21 protein-coding genes are annotated in these 25,520 nt (G+C 63.9%); 15 read left to right on the top strand and 6 right to left on the bottom strand.

The features are described 5' to 3' along the window. The first annotated feature begins 4 nt into the window (after positions 1–4). The 5 genes from VFW93_RS09350 to VFW93_RS09330 are packed head-to-tail and all read left to right on the top strand — an operon-like array spanning position 5 to position 6,561. A complete protein-coding gene (locus tag VFW93_RS09350) occupies positions 5–1,132 on the top strand; it encodes an ABC transporter permease (RefSeq protein WP_329693729.1) in 1,128 nt (375 codons plus the stop codon). Between the two features lie 25 nt (positions 1,133–1,157). Further along, positions 1,158–2,894: an alpha/beta fold hydrolase gene (locus VFW93_RS09345; protein ID WP_329693728.1), complete on the top strand. Its 1,737-nt coding sequence runs from the start codon at positions 1,158–1,160 to the stop codon at positions 2,892–2,894. Between the two features lie 11 nt (positions 2,895–2,905). Continuing rightward, the gene (locus VFW93_RS09340) at positions 2,906–4,327 is read left to right on the top strand and encodes a bifunctional enoyl-CoA hydratase/phosphate acetyltransferase (protein ID WP_329693727.1); all 1,422 of its coding nucleotides are present in this window, start codon (positions 2,906–2,908) and stop codon (positions 4,325–4,327) included. 60 nt (positions 4,328–4,387) lie between these two features. After that, a complete protein-coding gene (locus VFW93_RS09335; RefSeq protein ID WP_329693726.1) occupies positions 4,388–5,899 on the top strand; it encodes a TolC family protein in 1,512 nt (503 codons plus the stop codon). Then, on the top strand, positions 5,896–6,561 hold the full coding sequence (locus tag VFW93_RS09330; RefSeq protein ID WP_329693725.1) for a sterol desaturase family protein: 666 nt from the start codon (positions 5,896–5,898) through the stop codon (positions 6,559–6,561). The genes VFW93_RS09335 and VFW93_RS09330 overlap by 4 nt, the downstream gene beginning before the upstream one ends. A gap of 807 nt (positions 6,562–7,368) precedes the next feature. Here VFW93_RS09330 and ilvC read toward each other — a convergent pair. From ilvC to VFW93_RS09315, 3 genes are all read right to left on the bottom strand, one after another. Then, positions 7,369–8,385 (bottom strand): ketol-acid reductoisomerase, encoded by a 1,017-nt coding sequence (ilvC, locus tag VFW93_RS09325; protein ID WP_329693724.1) that lies wholly within the window; start codon positions 8,383–8,385, stop codon positions 7,369–7,371. 89 nt (positions 8,386–8,474) lie between these two features. Next, positions 8,475–8,966, bottom strand: coding sequence for an acetolactate synthase small subunit (gene ilvN, locus VFW93_RS09320; protein WP_290678165.1), 492 nt, complete (start codon positions 8,964–8,966; stop codon positions 8,475–8,477). 175 nt (positions 8,967–9,141) lie between these two features. Further along, complete coding sequence (locus VFW93_RS09315) at positions 9,142–10,923, bottom strand: acetolactate synthase 3 catalytic subunit (RefSeq protein WP_329693723.1); 1,782 nt, start codon at positions 10,921–10,923, stop codon at positions 9,142–9,144. A 312-nt stretch (positions 10,924–11,235) separates the two neighbouring features. Here VFW93_RS09315 and VFW93_RS09310 point away from each other — a divergent pair, with 312 nt between their 5' ends. The 5 genes from VFW93_RS09310 to VFW93_RS09290 all read left to right on the top strand — a co-directional run bounded on the left by VFW93_RS09310 (position 11,236) and on the right by VFW93_RS09290 (position 14,575). Then, positions 11,236–11,823 (top strand): RNA polymerase sigma factor, encoded by a 588-nt coding sequence (locus tag VFW93_RS09310; RefSeq protein ID WP_329693722.1) that lies wholly within the window; start codon positions 11,236–11,238, stop codon positions 11,821–11,823. Then, on the top strand, positions 11,820–12,446 hold the full coding sequence (locus VFW93_RS09305) for a DUF3619 family protein (protein WP_329693721.1): 627 nt from the start codon (positions 11,820–11,822) through the stop codon (positions 12,444–12,446). The genes VFW93_RS09310 and VFW93_RS09305 overlap by 4 nt, the downstream gene beginning before the upstream one ends. A 9-nt stretch (positions 12,447–12,455) precedes the next feature. Further along, positions 12,456–13,298, top strand: a complete 843-nt coding sequence (locus tag VFW93_RS09300; RefSeq protein WP_329693720.1) for a DUF3106 domain-containing protein — start codon at positions 12,456–12,458, stop codon at positions 13,296–13,298. 79 nt (positions 13,299–13,377) lie between these two features. Then, the gene (locus tag VFW93_RS09295) at positions 13,378–13,923 is read left to right on the top strand and encodes an RDD family protein (RefSeq protein ID WP_329693719.1); all 546 of its coding nucleotides are present in this window, start codon (positions 13,378–13,380) and stop codon (positions 13,921–13,923) included. A gap of 37 nt (positions 13,924–13,960) precedes the next feature. After that, positions 13,961–14,575: a TIGR00730 family Rossman fold protein gene (locus VFW93_RS09290; RefSeq protein ID WP_329693718.1), complete on the top strand. Its 615-nt coding sequence runs from the start codon at positions 13,961–13,963 to the stop codon at positions 14,573–14,575. Positions 14,576–14,581: 6 nt separating this feature from the next. Here VFW93_RS09290 and VFW93_RS09285 read toward each other — a convergent pair whose 3' ends face one another. Continuing rightward, a complete protein-coding gene (locus VFW93_RS09285) occupies positions 14,582–14,920 on the bottom strand; it encodes a P-II family nitrogen regulator (protein ID WP_329693717.1) in 339 nt (112 codons plus the stop codon). A gap of 113 nt (positions 14,921–15,033) precedes the next feature. Continuing rightward, a complete protein-coding gene (locus VFW93_RS09280) occupies positions 15,034–16,743 on the bottom strand; it encodes an NAD+ synthase (RefSeq protein ID WP_329693716.1) in 1,710 nt (569 codons plus the stop codon). On the opposite strand from VFW93_RS09280, the gene VFW93_RS09275 reads away from it, so the two are divergent. Both VFW93_RS09275 and VFW93_RS09270 read left to right on the top strand, forming a co-directional pair. Next, the gene (locus VFW93_RS09275) at positions 16,742–18,001 is read left to right on the top strand and encodes a GNAT family N-acetyltransferase (protein ID WP_329693715.1); all 1,260 of its coding nucleotides are present in this window, start codon (positions 16,742–16,744) and stop codon (positions 17,999–18,001) included. The genes VFW93_RS09280 and VFW93_RS09275 overlap by 2 nt on opposite strands. Positions 18,002–18,054: 53 nt before the next feature. Then, positions 18,055–18,585 carry a hypothetical protein gene (locus tag VFW93_RS09270; protein WP_329693714.1) on the top strand — a complete coding sequence of 177 codons (531 nt, stop codon included), beginning with the start codon at positions 18,055–18,057 and terminating at the stop codon, positions 18,583–18,585. Positions 18,586–18,596: 11 nt separating this feature from the next. Here the strand turns inward: VFW93_RS09270 and VFW93_RS09265 are convergent, their stop codons facing one another. Next, complete coding sequence (locus VFW93_RS09265; protein WP_329693713.1) at positions 18,597–20,270, bottom strand: serine/threonine protein kinase; 1,674 nt, start codon at positions 20,268–20,270, stop codon at positions 18,597–18,599. A 378-nt stretch (positions 20,271–20,648) separates the two neighbouring features. On the opposite strand from VFW93_RS09265, the gene VFW93_RS09260 reads away from it, so the two are divergent. From VFW93_RS09260 to VFW93_RS09250, 3 genes are all read left to right on the top strand, one after another. Further along, a complete protein-coding gene (locus VFW93_RS09260) occupies positions 20,649–22,370 on the top strand; it encodes a diguanylate cyclase domain-containing protein (RefSeq protein ID WP_329693712.1) in 1,722 nt (573 codons plus the stop codon). Positions 22,371–22,515: 145 nt separating this feature from the next. Further along, positions 22,516–24,039: an NAD(P)/FAD-dependent oxidoreductase gene (locus VFW93_RS09255; RefSeq protein WP_329693711.1), complete on the top strand. Its 1,524-nt coding sequence runs from the start codon at positions 22,516–22,518 to the stop codon at positions 24,037–24,039. Between the two features lie 97 nt (positions 24,040–24,136). Further along, on the top strand, positions 24,137–25,520 hold a 1,384-nt coding region (locus VFW93_RS09250), incomplete at its 3' end, for an aminopeptidase P family N-terminal domain-containing protein (RefSeq protein ID WP_414639634.1).

The raw sequence follows: 25,520 nt of genomic DNA, 5'->3' as shown, positions 1-25,520 counted from the left end.
CACCATGCGCCAATGGATCCTCAACGTCTCGCGCCTGGCCATGAAGGAGCTGCGCAGCCTGTTTGGCGACGTGCCGCTGATGGCCCTCATCATCTTCGCCTTCACGGTGGCCATCTACTCCACCGCCAAGGGTGTCAAGGCCGAAGTGGCCAATGCCTCGGTCGGCATCATCGACAGCGACAACTCCGCCCTGTCACGCCGCCTGCGCGATGCCATTCGCCCGCCCTACTTCAAGGCCCCGCGAGACATCACCCATCAGGAGGCCACGCTGGCGCTGGACCGCAGCGACGTCATCTTCGTGATCGACATCCCGCCGCGCTTCGAAGCCGATGTGCTGGCGCGCCGCGCACCCGCCGTGCAGGTCACGGTCGATGCCACTGCCATGACGCAGGCCGGCCTGGGCGTGGTCTACCTCAACCAGATCTTCCTCAAGGAACTGCTGGACTTCTTCCACCAGCAGGGCATCGAATCCATGCTGCCTGCACCGCCCGTGATGCACGTGTTGTTCAACCCGAACAACCAGTCGCACTGGTTCACCTCGGTCATGCAGATCGTCACCAACGTCACCGTGCTGGCCATCATCCTGGTGGGTGCCGCCGTCATCCGCGAACGCGAGCACGGCACCATCGAGCACTTGCTGGTCATGCCGGTGAGGCCCAGCGAGATCGCCATGGCCAAGATCCTGGCCAACGGCGGCGTGATCCTGCTGGCCGTCAGCCTGTCGCTGTGGCTGGTGGTGCACGAGTGGCTGCATGTGCCCCTGCTGGGTTCGGTGCCGCTGTTCCTCGCTGGCACGGCGCTCTACCTGTTCGCCGTCACGGCTCTGGGTATCCTGCTGGCCACGCTGGCCTCGTCCATGCCGCAGTTCGGGCTGCTGGCCGCCCCGGTCTACGTCGTGCTTTACCTGCTGTCAGGCGCCGCCACGCCGGTAGAGAGCATGCCGGAGCTGATTCAGCGTATCGTGCAGATATCGCCCACCACGCAATTCGTGAAGATGACCCAGGCCGTGCTGTACCGAGGTGCGGGCATCGACATCGTCTGGCCCCAGCTGCTGGCCGTGGCCGCTTGCGGGGCGCTGTTTCTTTTCATCGCCCTGACAAGATTCCGTTCGATGCTGGCCAGACAAGGCTGACATCCGCACACACAAGGTGAATCACATGAGCAACGACATCCAGGTACACACACCCAGCGCCGACCAATGGCAGGAGCTGGTCCACAAGATCGACCGCCATGTGCAGGGCGAGCTGGGGCAGCTGACCGGCGGCATGTCGCACATCCACGGCATGCTCGTCTACCTGGACTGGCTGTCGCACCTGATGATTTCGCCGGGCAAGCAGCTCGATGTGATCAAGGGCACGCTGGAGGACGCCCAGCAGGCCGCCGCCAATCTGATGCAGGCCAACCCATCAGCGACCTGCTGTACCGACCCTCGTTTCAGCACCCCGGCCTGGCAACACTGGCCCTACAACCTGTATGCCCAGACCTTCCAGGTGATGGAGCGCGCCTGGGACCGTGCCACACGTGACGTGCCAGGCGTGAGCCACAAGCACGAGAACGTGGCCACCTTTGCCGCACGCCAGTGGATGGACGTGTTCTCGCCCTCCAACGTGCCCTGGATGAATCCGGATGTGGTCAACGCCACCCAGGACGAGCATGGCCTGAACCTGTTTCGTGGCTCGCTGAACTGGCTCGACGACCTGCACCGCATCGTGCACAAGCTCCCGCCTGCCGGGGTGGACGAATTCACCCCAGGCCAGAACGTGGCCATCACGCCGGGCAAGGTCGTTTTCCGCAACCACCTGATCGAACTGATCCAGTACAGCCCCACGACCGACAAGGTGCACGCCGAGCCCATCCTGATCGTGCCGGCATGGATCATGAAGTACTACATCCTGGATCTCTCGCCGCACAATTCGCTGGTGAAGTTCCTGGTCGACAAGGGCCACACGGTCTTCATGATCTCGTGGAAGAACCCGACTTCGGTCGACCGCGACATGAGCATGGAGACCTACCGTGTCGATGGGGTCATGGCGGCCGTCAACACCATCAGCACCATCGTCCCCGAGCGCAAGATCCACAGCGTGGGTTACTGCCTGGGGGGCACCATGCTGGAAATCGCGGCCGCCACCATGGGCCGCGATGGCGACGACCGCCTGGGCACCATCACCCTGTTTGCCGCACAAGGCGATTTCACCGAAGCCGGCGAGTTGCTGCTGTTCATCAACCACAGCCAGGTCAACCTGCTGGAGGCCATGATGGCCGAGCAAGGTGTACTGCAAGGCTCGCAGATGGCGGGTGCCTTCAAGCTGCTGCACACCAGCGACCTGATCTGGTCGCGCGCCTTGAAGGACTACATGCTGGGCCAGCGCGACAAGCCCAATGACCTGATGGCCTGGAACGCCGACACCACGCGCATGCCGGCCCGGATGCACTCGGAATACCTCCACAAGCTCTTCCTGCACAACGACCTGGCCACCGGCCGCTATGAGGTGGACGGTGCCCCCATCTGGTTCACCGACATCCGCATCCCCTGCTTTGCCGTGGGCACCATCAGCGACCACGTGGCGCCCTGGAAGTCCGTCTACAAGCTGCACCTGCTGCCGCTGGACATCACCTTCGTGCTCACCAGTGGCGGCCACAACGCTGGCATCGTGAGCGAACCCGGCCATTCCAGACGCCATTACCAGATCCGCCGCCGCACGCCGGACGAGCGCTACATCTCACCCGAGCGCTGGCAGGCCGAGGCACCGCATCAGGAAGGCTCCTGGTGGCCCGCCTGGGAGAACTGGCTGGTCGAGCATTCCAGCGGCCTGACCGCACCGCCGCGCATGGGCCTGCCCGGCCAGAAGAAGAAGCTGCCCGACGCCCCCGGCGACTACGTGCACGAACAGTGAGCACCAACAAGATGAACACCGAACTGGATGCCGCCGCACCCGTGATGCTGGAGAACCGCTGCTACGACGAACTGCAGCTGGGTGACAGCGCCTCTCTGACCCGCGAGCTGACCAAGACCGACATCGAACTGTTCGCCATCCTCAGCGGTGACGTGAACCCCGCTCACCTGGACGAAGCCTATGCCCGCGACACGCCTTTCCACAAGGTGATCGCGCATGGCATGTGGGGCGGCACCCTGATCTCTACCGTGCTGGGCACCAAACTGCCCGGGCCCGGCACGATCTATGTGGGCCAGCAGTTGCGCTTCGTGCGGCCGGTGAACGTGGGCGACATCATCACGGTCAAGGTCACCGTCAAGGAAAAGCGCGACAAGAACATGGTCCTGCTGGACTGTCTGTGCAGCAACCAGCTGGGCAAACCCGTGATCACCGGCGAAGCTGAGGTCATGGCCCCCACGCTCAAGGTCAAGCGCGAAGCCCAGCCCTTGCCTGATCTGCAACTCTACCGCCACGAGCGTTTTGCTCAACTGATGGCATTGACCACATCCCGCGCTGCCATCCGGTGCGCCGTGGTGTTTCCCGACGCGGCCCACAACTTGATGGCCATGCTGGATGCAGTCAAGGCTGGCCTGATCAAGCCGATCATCATCGGGCCACGTGCACGCATTGAAGCACTGGCTGCCGAACTGGCACTGGATCTCTCCGGCTGCGACTGGGACGAGGCCCCTACGCCCATGCGTGCCGCCCTGCAGGCCGTGGCGCTCGCCCGCGCCGGCAGCGTGGACGCCATCATGCAAGGTCACATCGGCCGTGAAACGCTGTTGCAAGCCGTGACGGCGGCCGAAGGCGGCTTGCGCCACCATCGCCGCGCCAGCCACGCCTATGTGGCGGACGTGCCCAAGTGTGATCACCCCATCATCATCACCGACGCGGCCATCCACGTGCAGCCCACGCTGGAAGACAAGCGCGACATCGTGCAGAACGCCATCGATCTGGCCCGCATCCTGGGCTTTGATGAACCACGTGTGGCCATCCTGTCCGCAGCAGATTCCATCACCAGCGCCCTGCCATCCTCCATGGATGCTGCCGCCCTGTGCAAGATGCTGGAAAGGCACCAGCTTGCCGGCGGCCTGATTGACGGCCCTCTGTCATTTGATTCGGCCATCAACGCCGATGTGGCGCGCATCAAGGATCCGCAATCGCCCGTGGCCGGCCAGGCCAATGTGCTGCTGGTGCCCAACCTGGAAACGGGCGACATGCTGGTCAAACAACTGATTTTTCTGGCCAGCGCGGATGTGGCCAGCATTGTGCTGGGTTGCCGCGTCCCGGTGATCCTGACCGACTCCACCGACAGCCCGCGCACGCGCGTGGCCTCCACGGCCCTGGCGGTGCTGCTGGCCGCTGCACAAGGTCAGCTGGAAGCAGTCAACTGACCACATCGCACCTTGCCCCTGCCACACGCCGTGTACCGAGCCTATCTGCGAATGCCAGACATGAACACCCGACCATCTGCCCTGCGCACCTGCAGCCTGGCGACCCTGTTGAGCCTGTCCCTCATGGCCTGCACGACCATCAAGGTGGACATGCCTGCGGACGTGCCCACACCCAAGGCGTTCGAGGAAGTCGGCAAGAGCCCGAACGCCACCGCCACAGACCAGGACATCGCCCGGTGGTGGCATGGCATCGCCGACCCGACGCTCATCCAGTTGATCGATCAGGGTCTGGCGGCCAACGCCGACATCCGCGTGGCCGTTGCGCGCGTCAAGGAAGCGCGAACCGTTGTGACCATGGCGGAGTCGGCGCTGTACCCGACCCTGATGGCCTACGGTGCCACAGGCCGCCAGAAGTTCAATGACGTCAGTGCCCCCAGCCTGCCGCCTCTGCCTGTCCCGGTGACGCTGCCGGCACTCAACGTCCCCATCAGCTCCTTCAATGGCAGCGGTTTTGCAGCCGCCTGGGAGGTAGACATCTTTGGCTCACGCCGCAGCGACGCCGAAGCTGCCCGCCAGGCCGCCCTCGCATACGAAGAAAAGCTGCATGGCGCGCAGATGATCGTGGCAGGCGACATCGCCAGCAACTACATCGAGGCCCGCAGCATCGAGCGCCGCATGGATGTGCTGGCGCGCAGCCTCAGCACCGCCCAGCGCCTGCAACGCTATGCACAGGGCCGATTCGATGCAGGCCAGGCCAACCGCTATGACGTGGACCGTGCACAAGCCGCCGTCGAAGCGCTGGGCGCCATGAGGGCCCCACTGCAATCTCTGTTGGGCGCCCGCCTGCGCCGCCTGGCCGTGCTGACTGGCCAGCAACCGGAGGCGCTCAAAGCCCTGCCCGCGCCAACGGCCAGCGCCCCGGCAGATGGCAGCGTCATCCCCGACCAGTTGCCCGGCATCCTGCCGTCTGACGTGCTCGAGCGGCGCCCCGATGTTCGTGGCAGTGCCAATCAGGTCCGCGCCCTGGCCGCCCGCCTGGGCAGCGCCAAGGCTGAAGTGCTGCCCAAGTTCTACCTGGGCTTCCTGTCCAATGACGGGCACCTGGAAATCGGCAACCTGCCTTCGGCTTCGTCCAGCTTCACGGCCTGGGGTGCAGGCGTGAAGCTGCCCATCTTTGAAGGTGGACGCATCCAGGCCAACATCAAGGCCAGCGACGCCAGGCTGGAAGCCGCCGCCGCGCAGTATGAGCAGGCCGTGATGAGCGCGCTCGAAGACGTCGAAAACGCCTACAGTGCGCGCCGCGCGCTGGATCAACGCGCGCTGCAACTGACAACTGCCTGGCGCACATCGGCCGACGGCGCCGTGCACGCCGAGAAGCTGTTCAACGAGGGTACCGGTTTGCTGCAGCCCGTTCTGGAGGCGAAACTGGGCGCTCTGCAGCGTGAGGATGATCTGATCCAGGCGCAGACTGCACGTGCGTTGACCACCGTGCTACTCTACAAAGCCATCGGTGGCGGGTGGACAGCCAACCCACTGCCGGACAGCAAAGTCACGCCAAGCCCTGCCCCATGACACCTGATGCCGTCCAGGCCTTTCGCCAACGCTACCGGGCCCAGGTCAGCCCGCACTACAGCGCCTTGCTGCACGCTGCATTCGTGTTCGGCCTTGGCCTGACGGCCTACGGCGCGCTCCTGAGTCAGGTCCAGCAAGCCTTGCCGTGGCAATGGCTGGCTGCGCCTTTGGGCCTGCTGGTGTTCAATGCGGCCGTTTACCTCGTACACCGGGAACTGGGCCATCACAAACGCAGTTGGGCAGCGCTTTTCTATGCGCGGCACACTGGCGACCATCACAGCTTCTTCAGCGAGCGCGAGATGAGCTACGACAGCTGGCTGGACTGGCGTGTGATCCTGTTTCCGCCCTGGCTGATCGTGGTGTACCTGGCGGCCTTCGTCGCACCTTCAGTCTGGATCATCAGTGCGCTGGTCGATGCCAACACAGGCTGGATCTTCGGGGCGCACGCCACCATGGGCTACCTGCTCTACGAGTTCTTCCACACCTGCCACCATCTGCCTGACGGACACTGGCTGACGAATCTGCCGTGGTTGCGCGAGATGCGTCAGCTGCACCGCCTTCATCATCGGCGCGACCTCATGCACACACACAACTTCAACATCGTGCTGCCCTTGATGGACAAGGTGTGCGGGACTTTGCACTGGGAAGCGCCTTCTCGTTAAGTGCAGTTCTCATGCGCTGAGTTGGGCGTTTTTTCGGTAGAACGCGAGGCGGGGGCTGAGCCGGCATCCGGCCGGGCTTCATTGTTGACGGTCCCGCTTTGAAAGCGGGACTGCCTTGCGATGCTCGCGTGGAAGTGGCGCCGGAGAACTCCCTGCGTGGTCTGACGACCACTCCGGTCAGACAGCTCCGGCGAGTCAGTTGACGACGCACGCTGCGCGTGCCCACTTCCCCGCTGCGCTTCTCAGCGCCAACAAGGCGCCCGGCCAGATGCCGGCTCAGCCCTTTTCCGCCTCGCTCGTGGCATGCCCAGGCTGCGGGTTCTGGCATGCCGGCTGACAAGCAAAACGCAGCGTGCTCTGCTCGATAGAAGCCATCCCATCTGAAGTCAGCAGACCACCAGGCATGTCACTAGCGGGGCGAAAAAAGGCTGAGGTGGTGTGCGGCCGGGCGCCTTGTTGGCGTCGCAGGCGCGCAGGGAGGCTCAGGTTTGCCCCTTGTCACAGACAAGGGGATGGCGAGCATGTTTGAGGCCGCAGGCCGAGTTGCGCAGCCACCTGAGCCGGACGAGCACCGTAGAGCAGTCCCGCGAGGCGGGACCGCCAACATTGAAGCCCGGGCGCATGCCACCTCGGCCGCGCCCCGCGCTGCCCAGACAAAAAGCCACCACCTGCGCATGCTGAACAGCAACAGCAACAGCCAAAACCATCAAACAACAAGCAAGGCACAAACAAAAAGCCGCCTGAGGCTTGCACCCCGGCGGCTTTCATTCAAACAATCATGCAACCGGGCCAAACCCGGCACACAGATCAGTTCTTCGACTGGTCAACCAGCTTGTTCTTGGCGATCCAAGGCATCATGGCGCGCAGCTCGGCACCCACGGTCTCGATCGGGTGAACAGCGTTCAGACGACGGCGAGCGGTCATGCTTGGGTAGTTGGTCTTGCCTTCCAGGATGAACATCTTGGCGTATTCGCCAGTCTGGATGCGCTTCAGAGCAGCGCGCATGGCTTCGCGCGACTTCTCGTTGATCACTTCCGTACCCGTCACGTACTCGCCGTATTCGGCGTTGTTCGAGATCGAGTAGTTCATGTTGGCGATGCCGCCTTCGTACATCAGGTCAACGATCAGCTTCAGCTCGTGCAGGCACTCGAAGTAGGCCATTTCCGGAGCGTAACCAGCTTCGGTCAGGGTTTCGAAGCCCATCTTCACCAGCTCGACAGCGCCACCGCACAGAACGGCTTGTTCGCCGAACAGGTCGGTTTCGGTTTCTTCGCGGAAGTTGGTTTCGATCACGCCACCCTTGGTGCCGCCGTTGGCAGCAGCGTAGGACAGAGCGATGTCACGGGCCTTGCCGGACTTGTCTTGATAGACAGCGATCAGCGAAGGCACGCCGCCGCCCTTGAGGTACTCGGAACGCACGGTGTGGCCAGGGCCCTTGGGGGCGACCATGATCACGTCCAGGTCAGCGCGGGGCACGACCTGGTTGTAGTGCACGTTGAAGCCGTGAGCGAAAGCCAGCGTGGCGCCTTGCTTGATGTTGGGGGCGACGTTGTTGTTGTACACCTCGGGGATGTTCTCGTCGGGCAACAGGATCATCACGACGTCGGCGTTCTTGACGGCGTCATTGACTTCAGCGACCTTGATGCCAGCGGCTTCCACCTTGGACCACGAAGCGCCACCCTTGCGCAGACCGACCGTCACGTTGACGCCGGAATCACGCAGGTTTTGAGCGTGGGCATGGCCTTGCGAGCCATAACCGATGATGGCCACGTTCTTGCCCTTGATCAGGCTCAGATCGGCGTCCTTGTCGTAATAGACCTTCATGTTTATCTCCGTCGGAAAAGTTGGTTCAGTTGAAACTGAGGGAAAGCGGGGAACAAAAGCGGGAAAAAGAGAACGGCGGTGAGCCAGACTCAGACGCGCAAGATGCGCTCGCCGCGCCCGATCCCGCTGGTCCCGGTGCGCACGGTTTCAAGGATGGCGGCACGGTCAATGGCTTCGATGAAGGCATCGAGCTTGGCCGAGTCGCCAGTCAGTTCAATGGTGTAGGTCTTGTCGGTCACGTCGATGATGCGGCCGCGGAAGATGTCCGCCATGCGCTTCATCTCTTCGCGCTCCTTGCCCACGGCACGCACCTTGATGAGCATCAGCTCACGTTCGGTGAAGGGGCCTTCGGACAGGTCGACAACCTTCACGACTTCGATCAGGCGGTTCAGGTGCTTGGTGATCTGTTCGATCACGTCGTCGGAACCGGTGGTCACGATGGTCATGCGCGACAGCGAAGGATCTTCCGTCGTGGCGACGGTCAGGCTTTCGATGTTGTAGCCGCGTGCGGAGAACAGGCCCACCACGCGCGACAGCGCGCCGGCTTCGTTCTCGACCAGAAGGGCAATGATGTGTTTCATATGGATCGTCCTTGCGGGCTCTTTAGCCAGGGAGCGGTAACCCCAGGGCCGTGGCCACGTAGTGCGACAGGTATCGGTTGAATGTCCATCCCGGTCCCAAGCTTTCAGGGTCGTCAGTCAGGCACCGGCAAGCACCAGACTGCACCCTGCCCGCCTCAGGCCGGGCCTATGTGAATTACAGGTCTTCGGAACCCAGCAGCATTTCGGAGATGCCCTTGCCGGCCTGAACCATCGGCCAGACGTTTTCCGTCGGGTCGGTGCGGATGTCCAGGAACACGGTGCGGTCCTTCAACTTGATGGCCTCGCGCAGCGCGCCTTCCACGTCTTCAGGGCGCTCGATCAGCAGACCGATGTGGCCATAAGCCTCGGCCAGCTTGACGAAGTCAGGCAGCGCGTCCATGTAGCTGTGCGAGTAGCGGCCGCCGTAATCCAGCTGCTGCCACTGGCGCACCATGCCCAGATAGCGGTTGTTCAGCGCGATCACCTTGACGGGCGTGTTGTACTGCTTGCAGGTCGACAGTTCCTGGATGCACATCTGGATCGAGCCTTCGCCCGTGATGCAGAAGACATCGGCATCCGGCTTGGCCAGCTTGATGCCCATGGCGTAAGGCAGACCCACACCCATGGTGCCCAGGCCACCGGAGTTGATCCAGCGGCGAGGCTCTTCAAACTTGCTGTACTGCGCGGCGAACATCTGGTGCTGACCCACGTCCGACGTGATGTAGTAGTCGGTACCCTTGGTCAGCTCGGCCAGCTTCTCGACCACGGCCTGAGGCTTGATCACCTCGGTCGAGGTCTTGAACTTCAGGCACTCGCGCTTCTTCCATTCGTTGACCTGCTCCCACCACTTGCCCAGGGCATGCTGGTCGGGCTTGATCGGCGATTCCTTGATCTGCGCGATCATTTCCAGCAGCACGTCCTTCACGTCGCCCACGATGGGGATGTCGACCTTGACGCGCTTCGAGATCGACGAGGGGTCGATGTCGATGTGGATGATCTTGCGCTCGACCTGGGCGAAGTGCTTGGGGTTGCCGATCACGCGGTCATCGAAGCGGGCGCCAATGGCGATCACCACATCGGCGTTCTGCATGGTCATGTTGGCTTCGTACGTGCCGTGCATGCCCAGCATGCCCAGGAAGGTCTTGTCCGACGCGGGGATGGCGCCCAGACCCATCAGGGTGCTGGTGCTGGGGTAGCCCAGCATGTCCACCAGCTCGCGCAGTTCCTTGGAGGCTTCACCCAGGATCACACCGCCGCCGGTGTAGATGTAGGGGCGCTTGGCGGTCAACAGCAGTTGCACGGCCTTGCGGATCTGGCCGCCGTGGCCCTTGCGCACCGGGTTGTACGAGCGCATTTCCACTGTCTCGGGATAGTGGAAGGCAGTGGTCTTGAGGGAAACGTCCTTCGGGATATCGACCACGACAGGGCCTGGGCGGCCGGTGCGGGCGATGTGGAAGGCCTTCTTCATGGTTGCAGCCAGATCGGCCACATCCTTGACGAGGAAGTTGTGCTTGACGATGGGGCGCGTGATGCCGACGGTGTCGCATTCCTGGAAGGCGTCCAGGCCAATCGCGGGCGTGGGCACCTGACCGGTCACGATCACCATGGGGATCGAGTCCATGTAGGCGGTGGCGATACCGGTGATGGCATTGGTCACGCCGGGGCCGGAGGTCACCAGGGCCACGCCGACGTCGCCCGTGGCGCGCGCATAGCCGTCAGCAGCGTGAACGGCAGCCTGTTCGTGGCGCACGAGCACGTGCTCGATGGTGTCCTGCTTGTACAGGGCGTCGTAGATGTAGAGAACCGCGCCACCGGGGTAGCCCCACATGTACTTGACGCCTTCAGCCTGAAGGCAGCGTACGAGGATGTCGGAGCCGTTGAGGATCTCGCCGGAGGGGGATTGAGCGTGTGCGTCGGCCGTGCCGGCGCGTTTGATGTCCGAAGGAGACATGTCCATGATGAATTGGAACCTTTCCGAATTTCTCTAACGAAAAACGATCGGTGCCCCTCTACATCGCCACAGCCTTTTGTGAGGTCTGAGACAACAGCACTGCGACAACGGATTGCCAGCGTGCTCGCCCTTGTGAGGCGGATTTGGAGCCTGCGCGGTCTGCCACCGGAGCCTACTTAAGGGTCGGGCTGTCCAGATTCAGACCAGATCGAGATGGCGCAAAGACGAACATTATCGCATCCCTTCGCGTCAATTCAAGCGAACCCCAAGACACTGATCTCAAGGATTCACGACTCAATGCCATAATCCGCCCGCGAAATGACTCCCCTGCCCAGCCCCTCTTACGAAGAAGAGCTCAACGCCTTCCTGAAAGGTGTGGAGCGACGCGCGTTCAAACGCACGGTTTACGCCGTGCGCGACGAGGACGCGGCGCTGGACATCGTGCAGGACGCCATGATCCGCCTGACACAAAGTTACGCGGACCGCCCCTCGAACGAGTGGCCCATGCTGTTCCAGCGCATCCTGTCCAACGCGACGCTGGACTGGTTTCGCCGCCAGAAAGTTCGCAATGCGGTATTTACCAACATTGGTGACCTCGAAGCCTCTGTTGACGGGGATGACAGCGGCGACTTCGATCTGCTTGAATCGTTGAGATCTGGCGAAACTGGCTCGGAAGGTGCTGATGATTCCGCCAGCCGAACCGAAATCCTGATTCAGATAGAAGAAGAGATCAACAAACTGCCAGGACGTCAACGGGAAGCCTTCCTGCTGCGTTACTGGGAGGAACTGGATGTTGCAGAGACCGCCGCAGCCATGGGTTGCTCGGAAGGCAGCGTGAAAACGCATTGCTCTCGCGCCGTTCAGTCACTCGCCAAAGCCCTTCAATCTCGCGGTATTACATTGTGAAAACCCGTCCCACCACCCCGCTGACACCAGCGCAACGCGAAGCCCTCGAGGCGCGCTTTGCCCTGCGTCTGAGCGCGCGCCTGGAAGAGGGTGCGCAGTCTGTGCCGCATGATATTTCCGAGCGTCTGCGTATCGCTCGGGAACAAGCCATTCGCGCTGGCCGAGAGGCCCGCGCGGCAGCCCTGGCGCCAGCCGTGGCGCCGGCGCCAGTCGTTCAGGTCAGCGTCGCGGGGCTGAGTACGGCAGGAGCTGGCGGGGCCGGCCAGAACAGCAACTGGAACGAAAGCCGTTACGCCCGCGCCAGCGACCATGGTCGCCGGCTGGACGACAGCCCACCTTCATGGGGCTGGCGCCTGGCGTCGCTCCTGCCGGTCATTGCGCTGGTGGCAGGCCTGTGGGGCATCCACCGCTATTACAAGCAGGAACAGGTTCAGGCCGCCACCGACGTGGACATGGCCCTGCTGACCGATGACCTGCCCCCTGCCGCCTATTCGGACCCCGGTTTTGCGGAATTCCTCAAGACCGACACCGGCCCGACTGTACGCCCCATCGAAGAGGCGGCGCCAGAGATCGGCGGCGATCTTCAGACCACCGAGACGGCACCGGCTTCCACCACGCCCTGAGATCTGGTCATGAAGCTGTCCCTCACCCTCGTTCGCACCTTGCCCATGGCCCTGGCTGCCATCGGTCTGCTGTGGGCCACGCACGCGCCGGCCAAGGCCGATGCCGTGCTGAACAGGGCCAATGCAGGCAGCCCGGTGATCATCGACACGCCTACCGAGTGGCATGAGCTGTCTGCCGAGCAAAAGCAGATCCTCCAACCCCTGGCCACGCACTGGTCGCGCATGGACGAAACCGGTCGGGACAAATGGGTCAACGTGGCCAACCGCTACAAGGCCCTGTCCCCCGCCGAGCAAAACCGCATCCGGGAGCGCATGTCCCAGTGGGCCAAACTGCCTGCACAGGAGCGCGGCGAAGCGCGCCTGCGCTTCCAGCAGACACGCCAGTTGTCACCGGATCAGCGCCAGGAAAAATGGGCCGCCTACCAGGCGCTCTCTGCCGAAGACCGGCAGGACCTGACCCGTCAGGCCAAGCGCCGCGCCAAACCGGTCTTGCTGGCTGACAACATGGTGGGTCCGCGCGAGGCCAGGCAAGCCTTCGCCGTCAAGCGCAATGCCTCTGCCAACGGTTCGGACAAGAAGTCCAACCTGGTACCCAATACGATCACGGGCACGGCCCCCACGCCAACCGTGGTGCGCCCGACCATGGTCAAGGCTGGCACAGGCGCCACCACCACCCTGGTCAACCAGCGCCCCACGCCGCCGATGCACCAGCAAACCGGCCTGACCAAGATCGCAGCCAGCAAGGCTTTCGTCGATCCGGTCACCATGTTGCCCAAAAAGGGCGCACAGAGTGCCGCCATGGCATCGCTGCCCGCATCGGCCGTCGGCAACGAGCCTGCGGTACGGCGCTGATTCAGCCCGGCGGCGTTCAGGCCAGCGCCAAGCTGGTGTATCGTTCGCCCTCCCTTGCTGATTCCCATTGCCTGCGTCCATGACGGTTTCCTCCGCCCCCCTGCCTACCGCACTCAGCGCCGCCGCCTGCAAGGAGCGCGCACAAGGCCCGGCTCCCGCACTGCGTCGCCGCATGGCCGCATTCACCTATGAAGGTGTGCTGCTGTTCGGCCTGGTCATGGTGGTGGGCGGGATTTACTCTGTCCTGACCAACCAGCGCCACGGCCTGCATGGCCGCGAAGGCATGATGGCCGCACAGTTCCTGGCCCTGTCCCTCTACTTCATCTGGTTCTGGACGCATGGTGGCCAGACCCTGGCGATGAAGACATGGCATGTACGCCTGGTCACCGAACAGGGCGCGCCGATCTCGCTCCCGCAGGCCTTGCAACGAGCCTTGCTCGCCTGGCTGTGGTTCATGCCCCCGTGGGTGGCGGCCTGGCTGGTAGGCTGGCATCAGTCCAAGCTCCTGTATGGCGCCATGGGTGTCTGGATCCTGATCTACACCTCGTTGACGTGGCTATTGCCCCAAGGCCAGTTCCTGCACGACATCATCTGCCGTACCCGGCTGATCGACACCCGCGCCTGAAACGACTCTTTCAAACGATCACAACGAAAGCCTGAACATGTCCCTGTCGCTGTGCGTCTATTGCGGCTCCCGCAATGGCCTGGACCCCGCCCACCTGGCCGCCGCACGCGAAGTGGGCCGACAGATCGGGCTGAGAGGCTGGCGCCTGGTCTACGGTGGTGGCAGCACCGGTCTGATGGGCGCGGTGGCGGATGCAGCACTGGCCGAAGGTGCTGAAGTCATCGGCGTGATCCCGCACCGGTTGATCGAAAAGGAACTGGGCCACGGTGGCGTGACCGAACTCCAGGTCGTCGACAGCATGCACGAGCGCAAGCACAAGATGGCCATGCAGGCGGATGCCTTCATCGCCCTGCCTGGCGGCATCGGCACCATGGAGGAGATCTTCGAGGTCTGGACATGGCGCCAGTTGGGCTACCACCGCAAGGCACTGGGCCTGCTCAATGTGGCCGGCTATTACGACGAACTGCTGCGCTTCATCGACCGCAGCCGCGATGGCGGCTTCCTGTGGCCCGATGTCCAGGAGCTGCTGCTGGTGGACACCGAGATCAACAGCCTGCTGGACCGCATCGAAGATGAATTTGCGCGCCTGAAAGCACAAACGCCGCCAGACCTGGCTGAGCCTGGCCCGGGCGGCGTCGCGTCCGAGATCTGAGCGGGATCAGACGGCTGCTTCGTCGGTCTCGCCGGTGCGGATGCGCACCACTTGCTCGACAGGCGTCACGAAGATCTTGCCGTCACCGATCTTGCCTGTCTTGGCAGCCTTGATGATGGCCTCGATGCAACGGTCCACATCGGCGGTCTTGACGACCACTTCGATCTTCACCTTGGGCAGGAAGTCCACCACGTACTCGGCGCCACGGTACAACTCGGTGTGGCCCTTCTGACGACCAAAACCTTTGACCTCGGTCACGGTCAGGCCGGTCACGCCGACTTCGGCCAGGGCTTCGCGGACTTCTTCCAGCTTGAATGGTTTGATGACGGCGGTGATCTGTTTCATGGCGGGAACTCCGAAATAAAGTCAGCGAAAAATAGGGGCGATGCTGCATCGCATTGCAGCTATTTAAGCACGTCTGAGCGCTTTTAGGCGCAAGGCAATCTGCGGAAAAGCAATCAGGCGCGGAATCGAGAAGTGATCGGGTAGCGCCAGTCGCGACCAAAAGCACGGTGCGTGATGCGGATACCCACCGGTGCCTGTCTGCGCTTGTACTCGTTGATCTTGATGAGGCGGGTGACCTTGTCCACATCGGCGCGCGGGAAGCCCGCCGCCACGATCTCTTCGATGGACTGATCAAGCTCCATGTAGCGCTCCAGAATGGCGTCCAGCACCTCGTACTCGGGCAGGCTGTCCTGATCCTTCTGATCGGGGCGCAGCTCGGCCGAAGGCGGCCGCGTGATGATGCGCTCGGGGATGGGCTCGACATGCCCTGCTTCGACGGCCTGGGCATTGCGCCAGCGCGACAGTCGGTAGACCAGTGTCTTGGCCAGGTCCTTGATGACGGCAAAGCCGCCGGCCATGTCGCCATACAGCGTGCAGTAACCCGTGGCCATCTCGCTCTTGTTGCCGGTAGTCAACACGATGGCGCCGGTCTTGTTGGACAGGGCCATCAGCAAGGTGCCACGGATGCGGGCCTGGATGTTCTCTTCCGTCGTGTCCTCGGCGCGGCCGACGAACAAGGGCGCCAGGGACTGGTTGAAATCCTCGAACATCGGCTTGATCGCGATTTCATCGTGGCGCACGCCCAGGCGATCGGCCATGTCGCGGGCATCGATCCAGGAGATGTCGGCCGTATAAGGTGACGGCATCATCACGGTGCGGACCTTGTCGGCGCCCAGCGCATCGACCGCAATGGCCAGCACCAGGGCCGAGTCGATGCCACCGGACAAGCCGATGATGGCGCCCGGGAAGCCGTTCTTGCCAACGTAGTCGCGCACACCACAAACCAGGGCGGCCCAGATTTCAGCTTCGTACGACAAGGCCGGGGCCAGCGTGCCGCTGACCTGCCCTTGAGGCTGCAGGGTCACGGCCAGGGTGGCCACTTCAAAGCTGGGCGCGCGCGCGGCCACCTGGCCTTGGGCGTCCACCGCGAACGACGCGCCGTCGAACACCACTTCGTCCTGGCCGCCCACCATGTGGGCGTAAACCAGCGGCAAACCCAGGGCACGGGCACGGTCGCCCATGCGGGCTTCACGCTCGGCGCGCTTGCTGGCATGGAATGGCGAAGCGTTGAGCACCACCAAAGCCTGCGCGCCCTCGCCCACCGCCGAGTGGGCGGGCTCGTCAAACCAGGCGTCTTCGCAAACCAGCAGGCCCACGCGCCAGCCCAGTACGTCCACCACCACCGGGCCCAGACCTGCCTCGCGGCCACTGATGAAATAACGGCGTTCGTCGAAGACCTGGTAGTTGGGCAACTCGCGCTTGGCGTAGCTGGCCACCAGACGCCCGCCATGAATCAGGCTGGCCGAATTCAGCCGACGCGGCACGGACCAGGAGCGCGTCCGCACATCGTCACCCGGCCCGGTCTGGGGGTGCCCCAGCACCAGATGGAGATCCGGCAGATCGGCCAGGTTTCGGGCGATGTGCGCGACCATGTCGTCGCACGCCTCCATGAAGGCCGGACGCAACAAGAGATCCTCAGGAGGGTAGCCGCACAGGGCCATTTCCGGCGTCACCACCAGACGCGCGCCATTGGCGTAGGCTTGGCGGCTGGCGTCGATGATGGCCTGGGCATTGCCCTTCAGGTCACCCACGACAGGGTTGAATTGCAGCAAGGCCACTTCCAGTGCGTGGGCAGGGGTGGCAACAGACGACACAGCGTTCATGGACAGATTCGATTCAGTAGGTGCGCACAGTCAGGCTGGTGCGCAAGCCAGCATGGTACCGGGCCTGAGGGCTCATTGGCACGAGCGACTCGATCAGATCCCTGCCGAACAGTGGGATGAACTGGTGTCGCCGGTTGATGGTGGCACCCCATTCCTGCGCATGGCCCTGCTGCGTGCCATGGTGGACAGCGGCAGCGCCTGCCCGGACACCGGCTGGCAAGTGCAGTTTCTGACCTTGCAGGACGCCACGGGGCGCATCCAGGCGGCCTGCCCGCTGTTCCTGAAAAGCCACTCCTATGGCGAATACGTGTTCGACTGGTCCTGGGCGGATGCCCACGATCGCGCACTGGCCCGGCACGGCGAGCGCTACTACCCCAAGCTGCTGGGCGCCGTGCCGTTTTCGCCCATACCCGGCCCCAGGCTGCTGGTTCACCCGGCACTGAGCGATGCGGCGCAAGACGAAGCACGTGGCCTGTTGTTGCAGGCCATGGTTGATCGCTGTGTCAGTGAGGGCTGGTCTTCCGCGCATGTGCTGTTTCTGCCCGAAGCCGAAGCCGAGCGCGCCCGGCAAGCAGGATGGCTGATCCGCAACGGGGTGCAGTTTCACTGGCAGAACCAGGAGCCCGCGCCGTACGACAGCTTCGAAGACTTCCTGGCCAGCCTGCAGCGAGACAAGCGCAAGAAGATCCAGCAGGAGCGGCGCAAGGTGCGCGAGGCCGGCGTCAGCTTCGAGGTGCTGACCGGGCCGCAGGTCACCGGGGCCGACTGGGCCTTCTTCGCACAGTGCTATGCCCAGACCTACCACGAGCGAGGGCAGCGCCCTTACTTGACACCCACGTTCTGGCAGATGGCCGCCCATGCCCTGCCCGACAACTGGGTGTTGTTCATCGCCAGCCAGGCAGGCGAAAGGGTGGCATCGGCCTTGCTGGCATATGACCCGGAACATCGTGTGGCCTACGGCCGCTACTGGGGCGCCATGAAAGACATCTCCTGCCTGCACTTCGAGGCCTGTTATTACCAGCCACTGGCCTGGTGCATCGAGCATGGTGTGCGCCGCTTCGAAGGCGGCGCACAAGGCGAGCACAAGCTCACCCGCGGGCTGCTGCCCGTCCCGACTCGCTCGGCCCACTGGCTGCGGCACGAGGGATTGCGCCAGGCGGTTGCCGATTTCCTGATGCGGGAAACGCTTGGCGTTGATCAATATGCAGCCGAATTAGACGCGCGAAGCCCGTTCAAACCCGGAGATCAGGACACTTGACGAAGTGCGACACTGTTCAAGCACATGCACCATCCTAGAAATCAGGGCAAAAGATGTTGGTCTCGACTGCACAGGCTACGGCCGTTGTTCCCCCCGCCATACTGGATATAGAGGCATCCGGTTTTGGCCTGGGCAGCTATCCGATTGAAATTGGCTTCGTCCAGCCCAACGGCCAGACCTGGTGCAGCCTCGTCAAACCGCAGGCCGACTGGCAGCACTGGGATCCCAATGCCGCCACGGTGCACAACATCACGCGGGAGCAACTGCAGCAAAGTGGCCGCAGCCCGACAGAAATCGTGGACGTGCTCAACGACCGCTTGCGCGGCATGACGGTGTACTCGGACGCATGGGCGCACGACTACACCTGGCTCAATCGCCTGTACGAGGCCGCTGACCGCAGCCCGACCTTCAAGCTGGAGAGCCTGCGTGCCTTGCTGTCTGACAGCGAAGCCGCTGCGTGGCATGAAGTCAAACGCGGCGTGGCGATCAAATCCGGCCTGGAGCGCCATCGCGCCAGCGCCGACGCCCGCATCCTGCAGCAGACCTGGATGGCCCTGAGGGGCTCCGAGCGAGCCGCTGCCTGATTCGTGGCGACTCAGTAATTGGGTCGCTGAGCGGCCTCCTGCTGCCGCATGCGCTCACACTCCGGATGGGCTGCATAGTCAGCCCGGGAGCAATGCCGCTTCATGCAGATCGCCAGCAAGATGAAGGATTTGCCTGCGCAGGCCTTGCGCGGGTTGAGAGGCTCATTGGCATCGCTCGCCACAACCTTGCTGTCTTCCTTGCGAGGCGGCGCTGGCTCTTCCCGGGCTGGCCGCCTGGGCTTGTTGACGGCCACGGCGCTGGAGGGCGATGTGGCCGGAGCGGGGGCTGATGCCCGCTTGCGAGACTCGGCAGGCGCACTGCCCTGCCCCTTCACCGACGCCACGCTGGCTGCTGGCGCAGGCACGGGCGCTCCCTTGTGCCGGCCATGCTGAGACCACCACAACGCCACCCCCGTCAGCAAGGCCAGCATCGCAAAGCCCCACTTCAACCAGTTGATGTGCAAGGCGCTATCGCCGGCAGGCTTGCCCGGCCGGGCGGCAGCCTCGCTGCCCGGAGACGGCATGGGCACGGTGGGCTCGACGGTCGCGTCACCCTGTGACTGGCGAGGCGATGCCGCAGAGGCTCCAGCCGACCACGCGGGGGGGCCATTGAGCTTGCCCGCAGCGGGAATCGTCGTCATGTAGGCCTGAGCCTCGATCGCCTGATGACCGGGCGGCGCCTCTTGCGCCGCATTGCGCACGAGCACGGTCTGAGCGGAACTTGCGGAATCTGGTGCCTCGGCGCCACCAACAGGCTTGCAAACGATGCCCGACAGCTCCTCACGCCAGGCCGCAACCGAATCAGGTCGGTCTTGCGGCCGCACGGCCAGTGCGTGGTCAATCGCCGCGATGAAAGGCTCGCTGAGGTGGCAATCAAAATCGCTGGCCAGGCCAGGGCTCATTTGCCTGAGGGTGGGCATGGCATCGTGCACCGTGCGCGCCGTAGCCGGCATGGGGGGGCGCCCCGTGATGCAAAAGTGCACCACGGCCGCCAGCGCGTACAGGTCCGTCCAGGGGCCCTGGCGGATCTGCACCGTTTCCGCATATTGCTCGATGGGGGCAAAGCTGGGTTTGACGATGGCCGTGAGCGCCTGGGTGTGATCGCCGATGACGTGGCGCGCCGCGCCCAGATCGAGCAAGACGGGGCGCCCCATGCCCGGGCCACTCTCGTCGTCCAGCAGCAGGATGTTGTCGGGGGCGATGTCGCGGTGGAAGACGTTTTCCCGGTGCAGGCATTCCAGCGCGCCCAGGAGAGGGATCATCAGGCGACGCAGCCAGGCCTCGTCCGGCGGGCCGCTCATGTGGCGACGCACCTGTTGCAGCGTCTGCCCCTGGTAATAAGGCATGACCATGTAGGCCGTGCCGTGCTCTTCCCAGAAGCGGTAGACCTTGACCAGCGACGGGTGATCAAAGCGTGCCAGCAGGCGAGCTTCGTTGATGAAGGAGCGCAGGCCCAAGGCAAAGGTGTCCGCCTGAGAAGCGGCGCGCACCACGACCTCCAGATCCGGGCCACGACCGGCCAGCGAACCAGGCATGTACTCCTTGATGGCCACCTGGCGTTGCAGCGCGTGGTCCATGGCCAGATAGACGATGCCAAAGCCGCCGACACCCAGGATCTTCTGGATCTCGAACTCGCCCAGTCGGGCGCCTGCGGGCAAGGCTTCGTGCTCGAAAATGGTCGGCATGGAATGGCTATGGCCACCCAGTGCGCCGGCAGCCCTCTCAACAGCTTGTCGTTGATGCAATCCACCAGCTTAACTCAGGCTTGCACCGGAGAATCAGGAAACATTCAGTTCAAGATGAGCTAAAGGTCCGGCGCCAGCTTCCGAAATCCCGGATGCTGTTGTTTTGCAGTCGGGGTGTCCATGTCTTCATTCATCCAATCGATGAACATGGGGACGCCCACCATTTACCGTCGCCCCTCGGTCACAGCCCAGTTGCTGTCGGCCGCAGGTCTGGTCCTCGGTCTTGCGTTGTCGTCCTCGCCACATTCTTCCGCCCACTTCACGGGCATCGTGTTAGCGGGAATCGCAGGGTTGAGCATGTGGCACAGCCACAGGCGCATGCATCAAACACTGCAGCGCACGCTGCAGACGGAAAGGCTCTGGCAGGCTGTGGCCAAGGGTTGCGAAGTCGGCGTCATGACGCTGGCGGCACGGCGCGATCAGGTCGGGCGCTTTGTGGGCTATGAGATCATGCAGGCGAATCCGCGCAGCGGGGAGCTGTTCCATGCCGACAAGCCCCTGCAAGGGCAGTTGCTGCTCGACGTCCTGCCTTCGCACCTGCACGCGGCCTTCCTCCACCGGCTCACCTGCGCCATCGAGCTGCACCAACCCCAGGTGGAAGAACACGCCTTCACGCGCCCAGGCAGCAAGTTGCCGGCGCGCTGGCTGCATCACCAGATCGTGCCGCTGGACGACGGCCTGGCCGTGATCACGCGTGACACCAGCGAGGCCCACCATGCCATGGGCGTGGCACGCGAGCAGACAGCCTTCTACCGCACGCTGGTCGATTGCCTGCCCATGGCGGTCTATGCCCGCAGCACCCGCCCCAGCAGTGCCGGCGAATACGTGGTGTGGAACAAGGCGGCCGCGGAAGTCATGCAACTGCCGGCCGACAAGGTGCTGGGCCGCAAGGCCAGCGATCTGCTGCCCCCCGACGTGAGCCGCCGAGGCGACGAGCAGGATCTGGCCGTGCTGCGCGACCCGCGCATCCACCACTTCCCGAATCTGACCTACCAGACGCCCAAGGGCGAGCGCATCGTCGACCTGATCAAGGCGCCGGTCTATGGCGTGGACGGCGAGGTCGACCACATCCTGGCCATCGCACGCGACGTGACCGATCAGCGCCAGGCGGCAGAGCAGTTGAAGCTGGCATCCCGCGTGATCGACGAAACCGGCGATGCCGTGGTCGTGAGTGACGCGGTGGACCGCATCGTCATGGTCAACCCGGCCTTCCTCAACCTCACCGGCATGACCCCGGCCGAGGTGATCGGACGCAACGCCGAGTTGCTGGGCATGCCGCCGCTGCGCGAATCGCATCTGCCAGGCGTCATCCAGGCGCTGAAGGGCAACCAGCGCTGGTCCGGCGAAAGCAGGCAGGTCTGCCAGGACGGCCGAACCCTGGACACCTGGCTGAGCGTGAGCACGCTGCGCAATGATTTGCAAAAGATCACCCAGCACATCCGGGTGTTCAGCGACATCTCGGTGCTCAAGGCCCATCAGCGTGAACTGGCAGAACAAGCACGGCATGACAGCCTCACGGGCCTGCCCAACCGCCGGGCCTTTGGCGAACGACTCACCCAGGCCATGGCACGCGCACGCCGCAATCCTCAGGCGCTGGGCGTGCTCTACATCGATCTGGACGGATTCAAGGGCGTCAACGACCGTTATGGCCACGCTGCGGGCGACCGCCTGCTGGCCGAAGTGGCCAAACGCCTGCTGACCTGTGTGCGCCTGACAGACTGCGTGTGCCGTCTGGCGGGCGACGAATTCACGGTGATCCTGGAGGGGGCGGGCAACCCGGGCGAGGTGGTTCGCATCTGCCAGCGCATCGTGGAGCGCTTGTCCGTGCCGCACGACATGTCGGGGGACTCGGTGATCGTCAGCCCCAGCATCGGCGCGGCCATTCTGCAGGCGGGTGAATCTGCCGAAGCCTTCTGCCAGCGCGCCGATGCCGCCATGTACGCGGCCAAGCATGCAGGCAAGGCCGGTTTCATCATGTCAAAGGATCCCGTGACGTCAGACGGGGAAACCATGCCTTTGCTGCGACAAGGGACGAATTGATGCAATTTACCCGCAATCAAGGGGCGCACCAGGGCGGTGCAAGGCCACATGGCACAGTGGGTTACTGGTATAAATACTTAGTTCTTTAGGACGCTGGAGCGGAAGTTGCTGGCGTCTGTTCGTCCCACCTTCCTTCTTGTCGCGCATGACCCTATCTACCTCGTCGTTTTCTGGTACCGGATCAACCCAAGCGCAACAAAAGCCTCGCGTCGTGATCATCGGCTGCGGCTTTGGCGGCCTTGAAGCTGCCAAGGCCCTGTCTGGTGCCGATGTCGAGATCGTGGTCATCGACCGCACCAACCATCACCTGTTCCAGCCCCTGCTCTACCAGGTGGCGACAGCCGGTCTGCCTGCGCCCGCGATTGCCGGCCCGATCCGCCATATCCTGCGTGACCAGATCGCCAGAGGCAATCTGACGGTGCTGATGGGTGAAGTCACGTCCATCGACACGGCGTCGAACTGCGTGGTGCTGGATGGCGGCGAGCACATCCACTACGACAACCTGATTCTGGCGGCCGGTGCCACGCACAGCTATTTTGGCAGAGACGACTGGGCCAAGTACGCCCCCGGCCTCAAGACGCTGGGTGACGCTTTCACCATCCGCCGCCGTGTGCTGACGGCCTTCGAACAGGCCGAGCGCGAAACCGACCCGAGCAAGCGTGAGCCCTGGCTGACCTTCGCCGTGGTGGGGGCAGGCCCGACCGGCGTGGAAATGGCCGGCACCATGGCCGAGATTGCCCAACAGACCCTGAGCGCGGAATTCCGCCGCATCGATTCGCGCGTGGCCCGCGTGATCCTGCTGGAAGGCGCGCCGCGTGTGCTGGGCACCTTCACGGAAGACCTGTCCAGGCGCGCCAAGGAGCAGTTGGAAATGCTGGGCGCCGAGGTTCTGACCGGCGCCAAGGTGACCAACATCACCGCCTTTGGTATCCACTACGACCTCAACGAAACGCAGCCTGATGGCTCGACCAAGGCCGTCTCGCACTTCCTGCCCAGCCGCACCGTGGTGTGGGCAGCCGGTGTGGCGGCCTCTCCGCTGGGGCGTGCGCTGGCCAAGAGCACGGGCTGCCAGCTCGATCGCGCCGGCCGCGTCATCGTGCAGCCTGATCTGACCATCCCTGGCCACAACAACATCTACGTGGTGGGCGACCTGGCCTCGGCCAAGAGCTATCTGGATCCCGAGAACCCGACGCCCGTGCCCGGCGTGAGCCCCGGCGCCAAGCAGATGGGCCGCAAGGCGGCGTTCAACATCATCCGCCGCATGAAAGGCCTGGAGCCTCAGGCCTTCCGCTACTTTGACTACGGTTCGATGGCCACCATCGGCAAGCGCGCCGCCGTGGCCATGCTGGACATTCCCTTCACCAAGAAGCAGATCAAGTTCAGCGGCTTCTCGGCCTGGCTGTTCTGGCTGTTCGTGCACGTGTACTTCCTGATCGGCTTCCGCAACCGCACCGTGGTGATGATGGACTGGGCCTGGGCCTACTTCACCTCACAGCGCCACGCCCGCGTGTTCCCGGACCCGCACGCACTGGAGCCCAATGCCATGCTCGTGCGCGTGGCGCCGCCGCCCGTGCCACCTGTGAGCGTGACGGCGGCCACGCCGGTGGTCACCCCCGCTGCCACGTCGTCGCAAGGTGCGCCGGCTGCGCAACCTTCGCCCGCCCGCTGATCAGGCCTGGTGGCCGGGTGTCTGACGCCCGCCACCGCTTGCCCCTTGCTCGGCTGAGGCTGGCCTTGTCATGGCAACATGAGGGCTTGTGTCCCTCATGCGCGCTTCCCAGCGCCGCCCGCACGCCGTGAACGCTTCTGCCGCTGATTCCAGCCCCGCCTCTTCGCCAGCATCATGGCCTGTCTCGACTCGTTTGCAGGCCCTGCGCCAGCGCATGGCCGACAAGGGCTGGCAAGCCGTGCTCATCCCGAGCAGCGACCCCCATCTCTCCGAATACCTGCCCGATCGCTGGCAAGGTCGTGTGTGGCTCAGCGGCTTCACAGGCTCATCGGGCACCTTGCTGGTGTCGGCCACACAGGCCGCCGTGTTCACGGACAGCCGCTATTGGGAGCAGGCCGAAGTCGAACTGGCTGGCTCTGGCGTGGACCTGGTCAAGCTGGATGGCCCGGCCGTGCCGGCCTATGTGCAGTGGCTGGCAGCACAGGCTGGGGTGGCCGCACCCGCCACGCTGGCGATCGATGGCACCGTGATGGGCCTGGCCCAGACGCAACTCTTGCAGGACGCCCTGAAAATCAAGGGCTGGCAGTTGCACACCAGCGAAGACGTGCTTGATGGCATCTGGCCGGATCGCCCTGCCCTGCCAGCTGCCGCCGTGTTCGAACACGCCCAGCCCTACGCCGCCACCCCTCGCGCCGACAAGCTGGCCGCCTTGCGCCAGGCCATGAAGGACAAGGGCGCCACCCACCACTGGATCGCCACGCTGGACGATCTCGCCTGGGTGCTGAACCTGCGCGGCGCCGACGTGGAATACAACCCCGTCTTCCTGGGCCATGCGCTGATCGGCCTGGATGACGCCGCCCTGTTCGTGGCAGAAGGCAAGATCGACACGGCCCTTCAGGCACGGCTGTCTGTCGATGGCGTGGCCGTGCGCCCCTACAACCAGGCCTTGTCGGCCATGAAGGCACTGCCGGATGGCAGCACGCTGCTGATCGACCCCAAACGCATCACCTGGGGCTTGCGCGAGGCGGTGCCCGCAGGTGTGAAGCTGATCGAGGCCATCAACCCGACCACGCTGGCCAAATCCCGCAAGATACCGGAAGAAGCTGGCTTCATCCGTGAGGCGATGGAACGCGATGGCGCGGCCATGTGTACCTTCTACGCCTGGCTGGAACAGGCGCTGGGGCATGAACACATCAGCGAGCTCACGATCGACGAGCGTCTGAGCGCCGAGCGCGCGAAGCAGCCGGGCTACGTCTCCTTGAGCTTTCCCACCATCGCCGGCTTCAATGCGAACGGTGCCCAGCCGCACTACCGCGCCACAGCCGAATCACACGCCATGATCAGCACGCCGCAAGGCCTGTGCGAGGAAGGCCTGCTGCTGATCGACTCCGGCGCCCAGTACGTGGGCGGCACCACCGACATCACCCGCGTCTGGCCTATCGGCACGCCTAGCGCCGCGCAAAAGCGCGACTACACCCTGG

Source organism: Aquabacterium sp. (assembly GCF_036279675.1).
Lineage (GTDB): Bacteria > Pseudomonadota > Gammaproteobacteria > Burkholderiales > Burkholderiaceae_C > Aquabacterium.
This window is presented reverse-complemented; position numbering and strand designations above follow the sequence as displayed.

Excerpts from the sequence above, each read along its gene's own strand:
- VFW93_RS09350 (WP_329693729.1), top strand. The coding sequence starts at position 5 with ATGCGCCAATGGATCCTCAACGTCTCGCGCCTGGCCATGAAGGAGCTG.
- VFW93_RS09345 (WP_329693728.1), top strand. The coding sequence starts at position 1,158 with ATGAGCAACGACATCCAGGTACACACACCCAGCGCCGACCAATGGCAG.
- VFW93_RS09340 (WP_329693727.1), top strand. The coding sequence starts at position 2,906 with ATGAACACCGAACTGGATGCCGCCGCACCCGTGATGCTGGAGAACCGC.
- VFW93_RS09335 (WP_329693726.1), top strand. The coding sequence starts at position 4,388 with ATGAACACCCGACCATCTGCCCTGCGCACCTGCAGCCTGGCGACCCTG.
- VFW93_RS09330 (WP_329693725.1), top strand. The coding sequence starts at position 5,896 with ATGACACCTGATGCCGTCCAGGCCTTTCGCCAACGCTACCGGGCCCAG.
- ilvC (WP_329693724.1), bottom strand. The coding sequence starts at position 8,385 with ATGAAGGTCTATTACGACAAGGACGCCGATCTGAGCCTGATCAAGGGC.
- ilvN (WP_290678165.1), bottom strand. The coding sequence starts at position 8,966 with ATGAAACACATCATTGCCCTTCTGGTCGAGAACGAAGCCGGCGCGCTG.
- VFW93_RS09315 (WP_329693723.1), bottom strand. The coding sequence starts at position 10,923 with ATGGACATGTCTCCTTCGGACATCAAACGCGCCGGCACGGCCGACGCA.
- VFW93_RS09310 (WP_329693722.1), top strand. The coding sequence starts at position 11,236 with ATGACTCCCCTGCCCAGCCCCTCTTACGAAGAAGAGCTCAACGCCTTC.
- VFW93_RS09300 (WP_329693720.1), top strand. The coding sequence starts at position 12,456 with ATGAAGCTGTCCCTCACCCTCGTTCGCACCTTGCCCATGGCCCTGGCT.
- VFW93_RS09295 (WP_329693719.1), top strand. The coding sequence starts at position 13,378 with ATGACGGTTTCCTCCGCCCCCCTGCCTACCGCACTCAGCGCCGCCGCC.
- VFW93_RS09290 (WP_329693718.1), top strand. The coding sequence starts at position 13,961 with ATGTCCCTGTCGCTGTGCGTCTATTGCGGCTCCCGCAATGGCCTGGAC.
- VFW93_RS09285 (WP_329693717.1), bottom strand. The coding sequence starts at position 14,920 with ATGAAACAGATCACCGCCGTCATCAAACCATTCAAGCTGGAAGAAGTC.
- VFW93_RS09275 (WP_329693715.1), top strand. The coding sequence starts at position 16,742 with ATGGACAGATTCGATTCAGTAGGTGCGCACAGTCAGGCTGGTGCGCAA.
- VFW93_RS09280 (WP_329693716.1), bottom strand. The coding sequence starts at position 16,743 with ATGAACGCTGTGTCGTCTGTTGCCACCCCTGCCCACGCACTGGAAGTG.
- VFW93_RS09270 (WP_329693714.1), top strand. The coding sequence starts at position 18,055 with ATGTTGGTCTCGACTGCACAGGCTACGGCCGTTGTTCCCCCCGCCATA.
- VFW93_RS09265 (WP_329693713.1), bottom strand. The coding sequence starts at position 20,270 with ATGCCGACCATTTTCGAGCACGAAGCCTTGCCCGCAGGCGCCCGACTG.
- VFW93_RS09260 (WP_329693712.1), top strand. The coding sequence starts at position 20,649 with ATGCATCAAACACTGCAGCGCACGCTGCAGACGGAAAGGCTCTGGCAG.
- VFW93_RS09255 (WP_329693711.1), top strand. The coding sequence starts at position 22,516 with ATGACCCTATCTACCTCGTCGTTTTCTGGTACCGGATCAACCCAAGCG.